The organism is Acidovorax delafieldii 2AN (assembly GCF_000175235.1).
GTDB lineage: Bacteria > Pseudomonadota > Gammaproteobacteria > Burkholderiales > Burkholderiaceae_C > Acidovorax > Acidovorax delafieldii_B.
In genome coordinates, this window is the sequence record NZ_ACQT01000120.1 from 1 (window position 1) to 11,107 (window position 11,107).

An 11,107-nucleotide genomic window follows, 5' to 3' on the forward strand; every position below is an offset into this window, starting at 1 on the left:
TATGTCGTGCTACGCATCGAGCCAGGCGGCCACGGCCGCCCGTCTCGCCCCTGGCGGGCTTCCAGCGCCTTCCCGACGCTCACCGGGCCGGTGGCCCTCGCCGCTAGGCTACGAGGCCCTGGCGGGCCTTTCTGGCCCCTTCTCGGGGCCATAGAGGGCCGGCGCTGCCTGGTCGGCCTTGTGGATCGTTTGGGGACAAAACGCCGGCTGGTGACAGTTGAGGGGCGTTTCTTGACACTTGGGGGGCAGCGCACTCCGGCGCGATGCTGACAGATGAGGGGCCGGCCTCGAAATCGGCCGGCTGGAGCCGCGCCGGAGGCCATCGAGGCGGCCTATGTGCTTGATCGGGCTGGCTTTATCCACAGAAGTTGTGGATAAGCCTGTTGGCAAGGCCCTTGCCGTACTGACACTTGAGGGGCGGGGGTGCTGACAGATGAGGGGCGCGATCCTTGACACTTGACGGGCAGACTATTGACCCTTGAGGGGCTTATCCATTGACCCTTGGGGGGCGGCCCTTCGAGCCTTTTCCTTGGCGTATCAACGGCTTGCGCGCGTTTTCCGGTCAAGCTAACCGGCTTTTAACCCTTCATAACCTTTATATTAAACCTAGTTGTTATAACCGGGTGTCGAAAAAAGCGGCAAACCGGCCCAAGGTGCCCCGCAGAATGATCGGCCGCCGAAGGGGGGTGCCCCCCCTTCTCGATCCCACCCGGCCGCTAAAGCGGCCTCCCATCCCCCCAGGGGCGTTGCCCCTCGGCCTACGGCCTTCACCCCAAGAATGGAGCGCCTACGGCGCTACGGCTGACCATAGCCAGGCGCAAGCGCCTGGCAGAAGTTCGTGCTCTTCCAAAGGGGGCCAAGGCCCCCTCTGGACTCCCCAACTGTCAAGGCCGCGGTGACTCCTGCGCCGTCGCCAAGTCGGAAGATGGCTCCAGCTCGAAGGCCACAAGGTTGAACGCCAAGGGAGGGGTCGGCCTGCCAGGTCCAGGGCGTGATTGCGCCCCTCAAGTGTCAGGAAGCGGGGGAATTCAGTCGTCCGCGTCGTCGTGCAGGATCGTCTCGTAGTCCTGCCCGCCGTAGAAGGGGTCGTCTCAGAAAACGGAAAATAAAGCACGCTAAGCGTGCGTGGAGGCTGGCACCCAGCGGTACAGCGTCGGAATGGACACGCCGAGGTTCTTGGCCACGTCCTTGGGCGGCACCCCGCTGGCCAGCAGCTTCTTGGCCGACTCGATCTTGCTGTCGGTCATCTTCGGCTTGCGGCCGCCTTTGCGGCCGAGCTGCTTGGCGACTTCCAGCCCGGCGCGGGTGCGCTCGACGGTCAGCTCGCGCTCCATTTCGGCAAGGCTCGCCATGACGTGGAAGAAGAACCGCCCGGATGGTGTGCCGGTGTCGATGGAGTCGGTGAGGCTCCTGAACTGGACACCGTGCTTGTGCAGCTCGCCGACCAGATCGACCAGTTGCTTGACCGACCGGCCCAGCCGGTCGAGCTTCCAGACGACCAAAGTATCGCCTTCGCGCAGCATTTCGAGCGTCTTGGCCAAGCCAGGCCGGTCTGCCCGCGTGCCACTCACCTTGTCCTCGAAGACCTTTTTACATCCGGCCTTGCTCAAGGCTTCGCGTTGCAGCTCCAGGTTCTGATCCTGCGTCGAGACGCGCGCATAGCCAATCAACATGGCTTGTCTCGCGCCCGGTCGATGCGTTCCTGCATCGCCTGCATCACTTCTTCGTGGGTGTACGATCTGGCGTTGGCGTCGGTGGCTTGCCGCAGGGCTTCCTCAACCTCGCGCGTCATCCGCTCGTAATCCTCCGGCCACAGCGCTTGCTCCATGCGCAGCGACGCCTGACCCAGCAGGTGCAGCAGGCTGAACAGCCGCATGTCGTTGGTGGCGACGATGCGCTCCCGAATCTGCTCCTGAATAGCTTCGCTAGCCCGATGCGCTTGTGGTGTGGCAGTCCCCTCGTAGTCAGCGGGGAATTCCGCTTCCTCGGCAATCCTTGCCCAGGCGCTGGCCAGCGCCTCGATGGTTGACGTGCTCATTTCCGCCGCTCCTGTGCTCTTTGGCGAATCAACCGGCCAAGGGGCCTCGACGCGAAAACCAGCAGCATCACGCCTATCGGATACCAGGTCGAGAAGACCACCAAGGCATCGAAGGCTGGCCGTCCGGTGTTGGTAGGCAGTACGGCGGTCACAGCCATCAACCCGCCGACCGTCCAGATGATGCGCCACACGTAGGGCATCACGCGGGGCACGTAGCCGTCATCGAAAGCGGTCTGGTAGTAGCGGCGCAGGCCGCGCTCGGCAAGCGCCTGGCGCTGCCGCTCCGACAGCGCATCCGTCCGGCCATACCAGCGCCGGAATGGTGGACAGCGCAGCAGCAAAGGGGTGAAGAGGATCATCACCGCCACGATCGCGACACCCCACGCCATGACGGCGCCGGCATCGGGCCGCTTGGCGTTCTCGATCACGGGCGCGAAGACGCCCGGAGCACCGATCATCCAGAACAGCGCAATGTGCTGATGGAAGGAGAGCTTCATTTGCTCATCCACTTGCGCAGCAGGCGCTTTTTCAGGGAGGCGCGTTCTTGCGGGTTGCGTCCCTTGTGATTGGCGATGCGATCCGCCGTGGCGGCCTGGCGCTTGACGGGCCAGTAGGAGCGGCCATCCTTGCCCATCGACCAGACGCTGCTGGCCTGGTTTTCCAGCAGGGGCAGATGGGCGCTCAGGGCTTCGGGCGACGCGCTGGTCAGCGCCGTGCGCTCACGGGTGCGCCAGCGCTGATGCCAGAGCTTCTTGTCCTCGCGCTCGCTGCCGCAGGTCGTGTGCCCGACGATGGGTGTTTTGCGGCGGCTGCGGCTCATAACGTAGTGGTCTCCAAGAACATTCAGGACTGATCCCAGGCGTCGATGGTCAAGACCTGATCGGCAGGACAGGCGGCTACGCGGTCGGGAACTGGATGGTGTTCAGTCTCATGCCGACCCCATTCGATTGATCGCGTCGCTTGCGGCACGCTGCGACGCAAGGAGGTTTGCGACCTGGTTTAGCAGCCGTGTCCGCTGCATGTCTGTTACCTATCTCCCCGACCGCTCATTGGACCAACTCCAGAGATTGGGCTCTATCGCTCAGCCAATACGAAACCGGCATTGGCTGATGCCACAACCGAGACGAACACAAATGGCTCGGTACCTGTATTTCGCGCCCCGTGCACTTGGCCCGGTCTTGCCACGGCTATCTCACCTTCCCTGAGGGCACGAACAATCCCATTGCCCTGAAAGTAATCAGCCATTCCCGACAAAACAATCCACGTGTCTTGGCCGTGAGGATGAATGTGAGCCGCAATTTCCTGCCCGGGATGGACATGCCAAACCACGATAATTGAGTCTCGGGTTTCAAGCACAACGGAACGAATAGGCTCGCCTTCGGACGGCTGAACATACTCGGCTACAGAAAATATTCTCGATTCAACAGTCATCGGAGATCCCTCTTTCACAGTGCCCCCAGACAGGCTGGATATGAATTCTAACTCGAATTTGAACGGGAGGCTGGTCGTGCGGTCGTGCAGTTGCCGATGAGCGTGTCGGCTGCTGCCTCCTTGCCCACCAGCGAACTCACGTCCGTTGCGGCCATCCAGAAGGTCTTGCCCGAGCGCGGCTCATAGGTCGCGGGATCGAACACGCCAGAGGGGCCGAACATCGGCGGCTTGATTGGTCATGGCTCCATGCCTTTGTCGTTACGGTCTTCATCGTCGGCATCCTGACGCACGGCGGGCAATTGCTGGAGCAACGCCGGCAGCCATTCCTGTACCGTCTCCCACACCACATCGAGGTTGATGTCGAAATAGCCGTGAGCCATGCGATTACGCATATTGCGCATGCTGCGCCACGGCACGTCGGCATGCGCCTGGGTGAACTCGACGTAGCCATCCATCACCTTTGTGGCCGCCTCGCCGATGACGATCAGGCTCATGATGACGGCCTGCTGGGTGCGCTTGTCGGCCAAGAAGTCGTCCTTGGCCATCCCTTCCACGAAGCTGCGCGCATCGGTTGCGGCCTGCTGAATGTGGTCGAGGTAATCGGGCAGGCGGTTCTCGCTCATATCGGTTGCGCCTCCGCGAGCACCTTGGCCCGGAACTTCGGCGGCAGGTCGCCGGGAGTCAGCAGATCGACGTCAACGCCGAGCAGCGATTTCAGTTCTTCTTCCAAATCGCCCAAGTCCAACAACGTGGCACCGGGCAGCGCATCGACCAACAGGTCGAGGTCGCTGCCATCCCGGTCGGTGCCATGCAGCACCGAGCCGAAGACGCGCGGGTTCGCGGCGCGAAAGCGGCCTACCGCTTCACGCACTGCGCTTCGCTTCATGTCAAGCACAACAGACGGTCGCATGGGCATCCTTTCTTATCGAAACTCGTTGAGATGATATGCAATCAAGAATAGAATTTCAAGAACTATTTTCGAGAATCGCAATGCCTTGATTCCCGTGCCGCGCTGTCATTTTCAGAAGACGACTGCACCAATTGTCAGGAGTCGATAACACTACATCGGCGAGAGCGAAAACTTCCCGGCTCAGTGCGAGCTAAGTCTGCCTGCGTACCTTCTCCACTGTGCAAATCCCTGCACTCTTCTGGAGAAGCATCATGTACCGCTATACCAAACTTTCCCTTCTGGCCGTCGCCATCGCTGCAACCGGCGCGGTCGCCTACGCCGCCAATGGCGGTATGGAAAACGACGCACTGGCAATCAGCAAGGCCAAGATTCCCCTCACACAGGCGGTCACCGTCGCCGAGCAGCACGCCAATGGCAAGGCATCACGCGCCGAGTACGAGAACTCGAAGCAAGGCTGGGTCTACGACGTGGAAGTCGTCAGCGGGGCCAAGGTCTTCGATGTCCGGGTCGATGCCGACAAGGGCACGGTCATCTCGTCTGCCGAGGACAAGGCGGATCACGATGATGACCACGACAAGCGGGACTGACTCCCGACAGTATGGCCGGATCGTTTCCCTCGGAGGCGATCCGGCCCGGAGACCTCATGGAATCACTCAACCATACATTTTTTCTCTGGCTCAACGCACCGGAGCATCCCAGTGCTTTGGCTCTGACGTTGGCCACCTTCTTGGCCGAACAGCTCATCTGGGCGGTTCCACTCCTGATCGGCATCGGCTGGCTTCGCGGCGGCGAGCCTACCCGCAAGACGATGCTCGTTGCTAGCGCATCGGGATTGCTGGGCCTGCTCATCAACCAGATCATCGGCCTGGCTTGGTTGCATCCCCGACCTTTCATGATCGGCCTGGGTCACACCCTCATCCCTCATGTTGCCGATTCGTCTTTCCCAAGCGATCACCTGACGCTGTGGTGGGCGGTTGCCTTCAGCCTCGCGCTGCAACGAGGCCCACGAATTGCAGGCGTGACTTTGGCTTTGCTGGGCGTTCCCATTGCCTGGGCGCGCATCTACCTTGGAGTGCACTTCCCATTCGACATGCTCGGGGCCATCGCCGTTGCTGCAATCTGTGCCTGGCTGACGTTACGTGAAGCACACTGGTATCTATTGCCAAGTTATCAACTTGCCACCGGAATCCATCGGCGGCTTTTCAGCGGGTTGATCGCGCTTGGATGGGTGCGCGAGTGAGCCTATGGGCGGGCTAAGTCAGCATGTTCAAACTGCTGGCAAACCATTTCACCCCGGCAGGAGAACACCATGAACAAATTGCCCACGAGCAGCACCACTGGCTGGCTCAATAAAGTCCCGGAAGTCGCGCTGTCGTTCTGGATCATCAAGATCATGTCCACCACGGTGGGCGAGACGGGAGCCGATTTCCTGGCGGTCAACGCAGGGTGGGGGCAAGGCGTGACTCGAACCGTCATGGCTGCCCTGTTGGCGGCCGCCTTGTTCATGCAGTTGCGCACCCGACGCTATACCCCTTGGATTTACTGGCTGACGGTGGTACTGGTCAGCGTGGTCGGCACCCAGATCACCGATCTGCTGACCGATGGCCTTGGCGTCAGCCTGTACATCAGCACCTCGGCGTTCGCCGTGGCGCTCGCCGCGATCTTCTTCGTCTGGTATCGGATCGAGCGCACCCTGTCCATTCACGACATTGTGACGCGCAGCCGGGAGCTGTTCTATTGGGCTGCCATCCTCTGCACGTTCGCGCTGGGCACGGCTGCTGGCGATTTGGCGACCGAGGCATTGGGCTTGGGCTTTACCTGGGGCGCGGTGGCGTTCGGTGTGCTGATTGGCATCACCTATACCGCCTGGCGCATGGGCGGCAACGCCGTTCTGACCTTCTGGATCGCCTACATATTGACCCGCCCCTTCGGAGCCGCACTCGGCGACTTGCTGACTCAGGCCAAGACCTATGGCGGCCTTGGCATGGGTGCCATGTGGACAAGCGCCTTGTTCCTCACGGTGATCGTCATGCTGGTGGCCGTCGCGCAGATCGGCATGAATGGACGCCGCTCGGCCCAGCTCGTCGAATAACCATCTTCGCTCTACACAAGGAGAAAAACATGCTCATAAAGCACTCAATCGCTCGCCCTGTTGCCGCCATTTCGGCCGCCGTGCTCGTGGTCCTCGCGGCTGGTTGTTCCAAATCTGCCGATCAGAACAACGCAAGCTCGGCATCAACTACACCGGCCCAGACTGTCTCGGCCTTGCAAGTCAAAACTGCATCCAAGCTGGGCGACCTGTCGGCCTTCCGCAGCATCGCCACCGATGTCGCCGCCATCGTTGACAAGGGCGATCTGCCTGCTGCCAAGTCACGCATCAAGGACTTGGAAGTCGCATGGGATTCGGCCGAAGCCGGACTCAAACCGCGCGCGGCAGATGACTGGCATCTGCTCGACAAGGCCATCGACAAGTCGCTTGCGACGCTTCGCGCAGACACGCCAAGCCAGGCTGACTGCAAGGCTGCGATGGATGCCCTGCTGAAAACCTTTAACACGCTCGAAGGAAAGTGAGCGCGCCCCATGAAAACATCCACTGAACACGCGCTGGCCAAGGTGCCCGAAGTCACGCTGGGCTTCTGGCTCATCAAGATTGCCGCCACGACGCTCGGTGAAACTGGCGGTGATGCGGTTTCGATGTCCATGAACCTGGGCTACCTGGTCGGTACAGCCATCTTCGCGGCGATCTTCCTGGCTGCCGTCGTCGCGCAGGTCAAGGCCAAAGGCTTCCATCCCTTCCTGTACTGGACAACCATCATCGCCACGACCACGGTCGGCACGACATTGGCCGATTTTGCGGATCGATCGCTGGGAATCGGGTACGCTGGAGGTTCGAGCTTGCTGCTGGCCTTGCTGCTCGGCTCGCTCTTCGTCTGGCATCGCACCCTCGGCTCCGTGTCGGTGAGCACGGTCAGCTCGCCCAAGGCAGAAGCCTTCTACTGGCTGACGATCATGTTCTCCCAAACGCTGGGCACCGCGTTAGGCGACTGGACAGCCGACACGGCGGGCTTGGGCTACACGGGTGCGGCCGTCGTGTTCGGCGGGCTGCTCGCGCTGGTCGTGGCAGCCTACTACTGGACGAGCGTGTCCCGCACGCTGCTGTTCTGGGCGGCGTTCATCCTGACTCGCCCGCTGGGTGCCGTGGTCGGGGATTTTCTGGACAAGCCACTGAGCGCGGGTGGTCTGGCGTTGAGCCGCTATTCGGCATCGGCCGCACTGTTGGCCTTCATGCTGACTGCGATCCTGCTGTTCAGGCAGAGAGCAGCCAGGACGGCACATTGAACAACGATTGAACGGAGGGGGAATGCGGGTATTGCTTGTCGAAGATGATCCCATGATCGGTGACGCGATCCAGGGCGCATTGAAGGATGCGTCCTACGCCGCCGACTGGGTGAAGGACGGGCAGACGGCGCTCACCACGCTGGGCTGCCAGCATTACGACCTGGTGCTACTCGACCTCGGTCTGCCCGGAAAGGATGGGCTGGAGGTGCTGGCCAGCATCCGAGCCAAGGACAACCCGGTTCCCCTGCTCATCATCACGGCTCGCGATGGTCTGGATGATCGCCTGCGCGGCCTGGATGGCGGGGCCGACGACTATGTGTCCAAGCCCTTTCAGATGGCGGAACTGCTGGCCCGGATGCGCGCCGTCCTGAGGCGCAAAGGTGGCACGGCAGCTCCCGTGCTCAGCAACGGCGTGGTGACGCTCGACCCGGCCACCAAAGAGGCTTGTGCCAATGATGGCCCCCAAGTGCAACTGTCCAACCGCGAGTTCTCGTTACTGCAAGCCTTGCTGGTTCGGCCTGGTGCCATCCTTTCGCGCAGCGAACTGGAGGATCGCATCTATGGCTGGGGGGAAGAAGTCGAAAGCAATGCCGTCGAATATCTGATCCACGCACTGCGGCGCAAGCTCGGTGGCGAGGTCATCAAGAACGTCAGGGGGGTCGGATGGATGGTCTCAAAAGGCGCTTGAACGAATCAGTTCAGCTCAAGCTGTCCTTCACCTTGTCGCTGGCCATCCTCGTGGTGGCCGTTGTGGCGGGCGTATTCTCGTTCCTGTCCGCCTTCGATGAAGCGCACGAACTACAGGACGATGTACTGCGCCAGGTGGCGCAGCTCATGGATCGCCAGCGCTTGTTGCCTGCCGTGCCAACCACCGATATCCGTCTCAAGGATGTCGATGAAGAGTCGCGCGTGATCGTCCAGCGCTTGGGTGAGGTCAGTCCCTCTACGGTAGGCGTGGATGCAGGAGGCGTGCTCCCGCTCCCGGCGACCTTGGCGGATGGATTGCACACGCTGGAATTTGGTGGCGAGACGTTTCGCGTGCTGGTCAAGACCACGGCGAGCGGCGAACGCATTGCTGTGGCTCAGGAGTCCGGTTTCCGCAATGAAATTGCCCGCGACGGGGCACTGCGCACGGTGATGCCTTTCTTGATTCTCGTGCCGGTGCTGCTGTTGATCGTTGCTGACCTGGTGCGCAAGATGTTCCAGCCCATCGCGGCGCTGTCCAAGGAAATAGACCAGCGGGCAGAGCAGGAACTGCATCCCGTCGAAGACCGCCACCTTCCGGTCGAGGTACGTCCGTTTGCCGTGGCGATCAATCGCCTGCTCGCTCGTGTCAGCCAGTCGATGGAATCTCAGCGCCGCTTTGTGGCGGATGCCGCGCACGAGCTACGTTCGCCGCTGACAGCCATGTCGCTGCAAGCAGAACGGCTCGCGGAAGCGGAAATGTCCAGCGTGGCGCGCGAACGGCTGACGGTTTTGCGCCAAGGGATCGAGCGCGGCCGCAGCCTGCTCGATCAACTCTTGACCTTGGCCAAGGCACAGTCGGCCACCGACCTGCCGAAGTCGCCTGTATCTGTCCAGAGCATCTACCGCCGCGTGCTGGAAGACCTCATGCCGCTGGCCGAGGCCAAGCACATCGACATCGGTGTCGAAGGCGCGCTGGACGCCGAAGTGTGGGCAAGCGAGCTGGACATGATCGCTGTGGTCAAGAACCTAGTCGATAACGCCATCCGCTACACGCCAGAGGGAGGGCGTGTTGATCTTTCTGTGGGTGTTTCGGAAGGGAAGGTCGTACTACGTATTCAGGACAGTGGGCCTGGCATTCCGTTGGCTGAACGGGATCGAGTGTTTGATCCCTTCTACCGCACGCTGGGGAGCGAGCAGATCGGCTCGGGTCTGGGACTATCCATTGTCCAGACGATTGCCAATCGCATCGGTGCTGAAATCCGCCTCGACTTCTCAGATCAAGAGAAGCAAACTGGCTTAAATGTTGCCGTTATCGCTCCCATGCGGTAGCGGTTTGAGAAACGCGGAGGCAGGCTAAATGGTTAATTCGGCGGGGTGGTTTTATTGGGCTTTGCTGTCCGCTATCCTTGCGGCACTGACGGCTATTTTTGCCAAGGTTGGCATTCAGGGAGTTGATTCCGATCTGGCCACCTTGATCCGCACGGCCATCATCATCGTCGTCCTGTCGGCGTTTGTTGCCTACACGGGGAAATGGACCAACCCCTTGGAGTTATCACCCAAGACATGGCTTTTTCTCGGGCTGTCCGGCTTGGCGACAGGGGCATCGTGGGTCTGCTACTTCCGCGCACTCAAGATTGGCGATGCATCCAAGGTTGCGCCAGTGGATAAACTCAGTCTTGTCCTGGTGGCGGTATTTGCTTTCGCCTTTTTGGGCGAACGCCCGTCACTGAGGGAGTGGTCCGGCATTTCGATGGTCGCCGGAGGCGTTCTGTTATTGGCGTTCAAGTGATAACAGGTAGGACATACTGACTCAACCAGTCGTCACGATTCGTCTACAGTAACCGCTGTCCTGCCATCAAACTTGACTGAGCAGTTTCTCGCCATCAAGGCGCAACTCGCCCTTCGGCGAAATGTGCCGATACAAGGTCTGTCTTGTGATGCCCAGTTCCTGACATAGATCGCCGACCTTGGTTTCGGGCTGCCCCATAGCGGCCATCGCCAGCCGCAACTTGGCGGCAGTCATCTTGAAGGGCCGGCCGCCCTTCCTACCGCGCGCCCTCGCCGAAGCCAATCCTGCAATCGTGCGCTCGGTAATCAGTTCGCGCTCGAACTCGGCCAGCGCGGCGAAGATGCCGAAGACCAACTTGCCGGCGGCCGTCGTGGTGTCAATGGCTGCACCGTGCCCAGTCAACACTTTCAGACCGATGCCTCGCCCGGTCAGGTCATGCACGGTGTTGATGAGATGCCGCAGATCGCGCCCGAGCCGGTCAAGTTTCCACACCATCAACGTATTCCCCGGTCGTAGCGCCTTCAGGCAGCTCAACAGGCCGGGACGATCCTCGCGTTTGCCCGACGCTTGATCCTCGTAGAGATGGGCCGGATCGACGCCGGCAGCGATCAGTGCATCACGCTGCAAGTCGGTGGCCTGTGAGCCGTCTGCTTTCGATACCCGCATGTAGCCAATCAGCATCTTGCGCCTGTCACATATACGTTCGATTATGTGACAGTGTGCGCCGGAAAATTCTGGCCGTCAAAATTTGTCACTTAACCCGTCATTCTGTCTAAGACATGCAAAGGGTCCATCAGGCTCGTAATGTGACAGAAATTCCGGGGGGATGCCTTCCTTTGCAAAGGTGGCTCGCAACTGTTCCAGGGAAGCTGGGTCGCGCCGACCATAGGAAGCCAAGGCGAACAGCGAGCGC

At 60.9% G+C, this 11,107-nt stretch carries 17 protein-coding genes and 1 pseudogene; 8 read left to right on the top strand and 10 right to left on the bottom strand.

The window, feature by feature from the left end; genetic code table 11:
• Positions 1–1,115 precede the first annotated feature (1,115 nt).
• From ACDELDRAFT_RS14185 to ACDELDRAFT_RS14210, 8 genes are all read right to left on the bottom strand, one after another.
• Positions 1,116–1,673: a recombinase family protein gene (locus tag ACDELDRAFT_RS14185; protein WP_004118524.1), complete on the bottom strand. Its 558-nt coding sequence runs from the start codon at positions 1,671–1,673 to the stop codon at positions 1,116–1,118.
• Complete coding sequence (locus ACDELDRAFT_RS14190; RefSeq protein ID WP_003100853.1) at positions 1,667–2,038, bottom strand: hypothetical protein; 372 nt, start codon at positions 2,036–2,038, stop codon at positions 1,667–1,669. Before ACDELDRAFT_RS14190 ends, ACDELDRAFT_RS14185 begins: the two co-directional genes overlap by 7 nt.
• On the bottom strand, positions 2,035–2,535 hold the full coding sequence (locus tag ACDELDRAFT_RS14195; protein WP_003100856.1) for a hypothetical protein: 501 nt from the start codon (positions 2,533–2,535) through the stop codon (positions 2,035–2,037). Before ACDELDRAFT_RS14195 ends, ACDELDRAFT_RS14190 begins: the two co-directional genes overlap by 4 nt.
• Positions 2,532–2,858: a hypothetical protein gene (locus ACDELDRAFT_RS14200; protein ID WP_003100858.1), complete on the bottom strand. Its 327-nt coding sequence runs from the start codon at positions 2,856–2,858 to the stop codon at positions 2,532–2,534. Before ACDELDRAFT_RS14200 ends, ACDELDRAFT_RS14195 begins: the two co-directional genes overlap by 4 nt.
• A gap of 254 nt (positions 2,859–3,112) precedes the next feature.
• Positions 3,113–3,469: a cupin domain-containing protein gene (locus ACDELDRAFT_RS24185; protein WP_072755296.1), complete on the bottom strand. Its 357-nt coding sequence runs from the start codon at positions 3,467–3,469 to the stop codon at positions 3,113–3,115.
• A 47-nt stretch (positions 3,470–3,516) separates the two neighbouring features.
• Positions 3,517–3,690, bottom strand: coding sequence for a hypothetical protein (locus tag ACDELDRAFT_RS25380; RefSeq protein ID WP_003154411.1), 174 nt, complete (start codon positions 3,688–3,690; stop codon positions 3,517–3,519).
• Positions 3,691–3,705: 15 nt separating this feature from the next.
• The gene (locus ACDELDRAFT_RS14205) at positions 3,706–4,092 is read right to left on the bottom strand and encodes a HepT-like ribonuclease domain-containing protein (protein WP_003100872.1); all 387 of its coding nucleotides are present in this window, start codon (positions 4,090–4,092) and stop codon (positions 3,706–3,708) included.
• Positions 4,089–4,379 carry a nucleotidyltransferase family protein gene (locus ACDELDRAFT_RS14210; protein WP_001247892.1) on the bottom strand — a complete coding sequence of 97 codons (291 nt, stop codon included), beginning with the start codon at positions 4,377–4,379 and terminating at the stop codon, positions 4,089–4,091. Before ACDELDRAFT_RS14210 ends, ACDELDRAFT_RS14205 begins: the two co-directional genes overlap by 4 nt.
• Before the next feature lie 251 nt (positions 4,380–4,630).
• On the opposite strand from ACDELDRAFT_RS14210, the gene ACDELDRAFT_RS14215 reads away from it, so the two are divergent.
• The 8 genes from ACDELDRAFT_RS14215 (at position 4,631) to ACDELDRAFT_RS14250 (ending at position 10,194) form a co-directional block, all read left to right on the top strand.
• Complete coding sequence (locus ACDELDRAFT_RS14215; RefSeq protein ID WP_005797945.1) at positions 4,631–4,966, top strand: PepSY domain-containing protein; 336 nt, start codon at positions 4,631–4,633, stop codon at positions 4,964–4,966.
• 56 nt (positions 4,967–5,022) lie between these two features.
• Positions 5,023–5,619: an undecaprenyl-diphosphatase gene (locus tag ACDELDRAFT_RS14220; RefSeq protein WP_040329257.1), complete on the top strand. Its 597-nt coding sequence runs from the start codon at positions 5,023–5,025 to the stop codon at positions 5,617–5,619.
• 69 nt (positions 5,620–5,688) lie between these two features.
• The gene (locus ACDELDRAFT_RS14225; RefSeq protein ID WP_005797951.1) at positions 5,689–6,471 is read left to right on the top strand and encodes a COG4705 family protein; all 783 of its coding nucleotides are present in this window, start codon (positions 5,689–5,691) and stop codon (positions 6,469–6,471) included.
• Positions 6,472–6,500: 29 nt separating this feature from the next.
• Positions 6,501–6,950 carry a hypothetical protein gene (locus ACDELDRAFT_RS14230; protein WP_005797953.1) on the top strand — a complete coding sequence of 150 codons (450 nt, stop codon included), beginning with the start codon at positions 6,501–6,503 and terminating at the stop codon, positions 6,948–6,950.
• Positions 6,951–6,959: 9 nt separating this feature from the next.
• On the top strand, positions 6,960–7,718 hold the full coding sequence (locus ACDELDRAFT_RS14235; RefSeq protein ID WP_005797954.1) for a COG4705 family protein: 759 nt from the start codon (positions 6,960–6,962) through the stop codon (positions 7,716–7,718).
• 22 nt (positions 7,719–7,740) lie between these two features.
• The gene (locus ACDELDRAFT_RS14240) at positions 7,741–8,406 is read left to right on the top strand and encodes a response regulator transcription factor (protein WP_005797956.1); all 666 of its coding nucleotides are present in this window, start codon (positions 7,741–7,743) and stop codon (positions 8,404–8,406) included.
• Positions 8,382–9,734 carry an ATP-binding protein gene (locus ACDELDRAFT_RS14245; RefSeq protein ID WP_005797957.1) on the top strand — a complete coding sequence of 451 codons (1,353 nt, stop codon included), beginning with the start codon at positions 8,382–8,384 and terminating at the stop codon, positions 9,732–9,734. The genes ACDELDRAFT_RS14240 and ACDELDRAFT_RS14245 overlap by 25 nt, the downstream gene beginning before the upstream one ends.
• A 28-nt stretch (positions 9,735–9,762) precedes the next feature.
• Entirely contained in the window at positions 9,763–10,194 is a 432-nt protein-coding gene (locus ACDELDRAFT_RS14250; RefSeq protein WP_005797960.1) for an EamA family transporter, read from the top strand.
• A 66-nt stretch (positions 10,195–10,260) separates the two neighbouring features.
• On the opposite strand, the gene ACDELDRAFT_RS14255 is transcribed toward ACDELDRAFT_RS14250, so the two are convergent.
• Together ACDELDRAFT_RS14255 and ACDELDRAFT_RS24190 are read right to left on the bottom strand one after the other, a co-directional pair.
• Positions 10,261–10,875 (bottom strand): recombinase family protein, encoded by a 615-nt coding sequence (locus ACDELDRAFT_RS14255; RefSeq protein WP_005797961.1) that lies wholly within the window; start codon positions 10,873–10,875, stop codon positions 10,261–10,263.
• Between the two features lie 60 nt (positions 10,876–10,935).
• A pseudogene (locus ACDELDRAFT_RS24190) lies at positions 10,936–11,107 on the bottom strand (TniQ family protein); the annotation flags it as partial.

What these genes read in the sequence shown, in the direction of transcription:
- ACDELDRAFT_RS14185 (WP_004118524.1), bottom strand. Translation starts at nt 1,673, where the DNA reads ATGTTGATTGGCTATGCGCGCGTCTCGACGCAGGATCAGAACCTGGAG.
- ACDELDRAFT_RS14190 (WP_003100853.1), bottom strand. Translation starts at nt 2,038, where the DNA reads ATGAGCACGTCAACCATCGAGGCGCTGGCCAGCGCCTGGGCAAGGATT.
- ACDELDRAFT_RS14195 (WP_003100856.1), bottom strand. Translation starts at nt 2,535, where the DNA reads ATGAAGCTCTCCTTCCATCAGCACATTGCGCTGTTCTGGATGATCGGT.
- ACDELDRAFT_RS14200 (WP_003100858.1), bottom strand. Translation starts at nt 2,858, where the DNA reads ATGAGCCGCAGCCGCCGCAAAACACCCATCGTCGGGCACACGACCTGC.
- ACDELDRAFT_RS24185 (WP_072755296.1), bottom strand. Translation starts at nt 3,469, where the DNA reads ATGACTGTTGAATCGAGAATATTTTCTGTAGCCGAGTATGTTCAGCCG.
- ACDELDRAFT_RS25380 (WP_003154411.1), bottom strand. Translation starts at nt 3,690, where the DNA reads ATGTTCGGCCCCTCTGGCGTGTTCGATCCCGCGACCTATGAGCCGCGC.
- ACDELDRAFT_RS14205 (WP_003100872.1), bottom strand. Translation starts at nt 4,092, where the DNA reads ATGAGCGAGAACCGCCTGCCCGATTACCTCGACCACATTCAGCAGGCC.
- ACDELDRAFT_RS14210 (WP_001247892.1), bottom strand. Translation starts at nt 4,379, where the DNA reads ATGCGACCGTCTGTTGTGCTTGACATGAAGCGAAGCGCAGTGCGTGAA.
- ACDELDRAFT_RS14215 (WP_005797945.1), top strand. Translation starts at nt 4,631, where the DNA reads ATGTACCGCTATACCAAACTTTCCCTTCTGGCCGTCGCCATCGCTGCA.
- ACDELDRAFT_RS14220 (WP_040329257.1), top strand. Translation starts at nt 5,023, where the DNA reads ATGGAATCACTCAACCATACATTTTTTCTCTGGCTCAACGCACCGGAG.
- ACDELDRAFT_RS14225 (WP_005797951.1), top strand. Translation starts at nt 5,689, where the DNA reads ATGAACAAATTGCCCACGAGCAGCACCACTGGCTGGCTCAATAAAGTC.
- ACDELDRAFT_RS14230 (WP_005797953.1), top strand. Translation starts at nt 6,501, where the DNA reads ATGCTCATAAAGCACTCAATCGCTCGCCCTGTTGCCGCCATTTCGGCC.
- ACDELDRAFT_RS14235 (WP_005797954.1), top strand. Translation starts at nt 6,960, where the DNA reads ATGAAAACATCCACTGAACACGCGCTGGCCAAGGTGCCCGAAGTCACG.
- ACDELDRAFT_RS14240 (WP_005797956.1), top strand. Translation starts at nt 7,741, where the DNA reads ATGCGGGTATTGCTTGTCGAAGATGATCCCATGATCGGTGACGCGATC.
- ACDELDRAFT_RS14245 (WP_005797957.1), top strand. Translation starts at nt 8,382, where the DNA reads ATGGATGGTCTCAAAAGGCGCTTGAACGAATCAGTTCAGCTCAAGCTG.
- ACDELDRAFT_RS14250 (WP_005797960.1), top strand. Translation starts at nt 9,763, where the DNA reads ATGGTTAATTCGGCGGGGTGGTTTTATTGGGCTTTGCTGTCCGCTATC.
- ACDELDRAFT_RS14255 (WP_005797961.1), bottom strand. Translation starts at nt 10,875, where the DNA reads ATGCTGATTGGCTACATGCGGGTATCGAAAGCAGACGGCTCACAGGCC.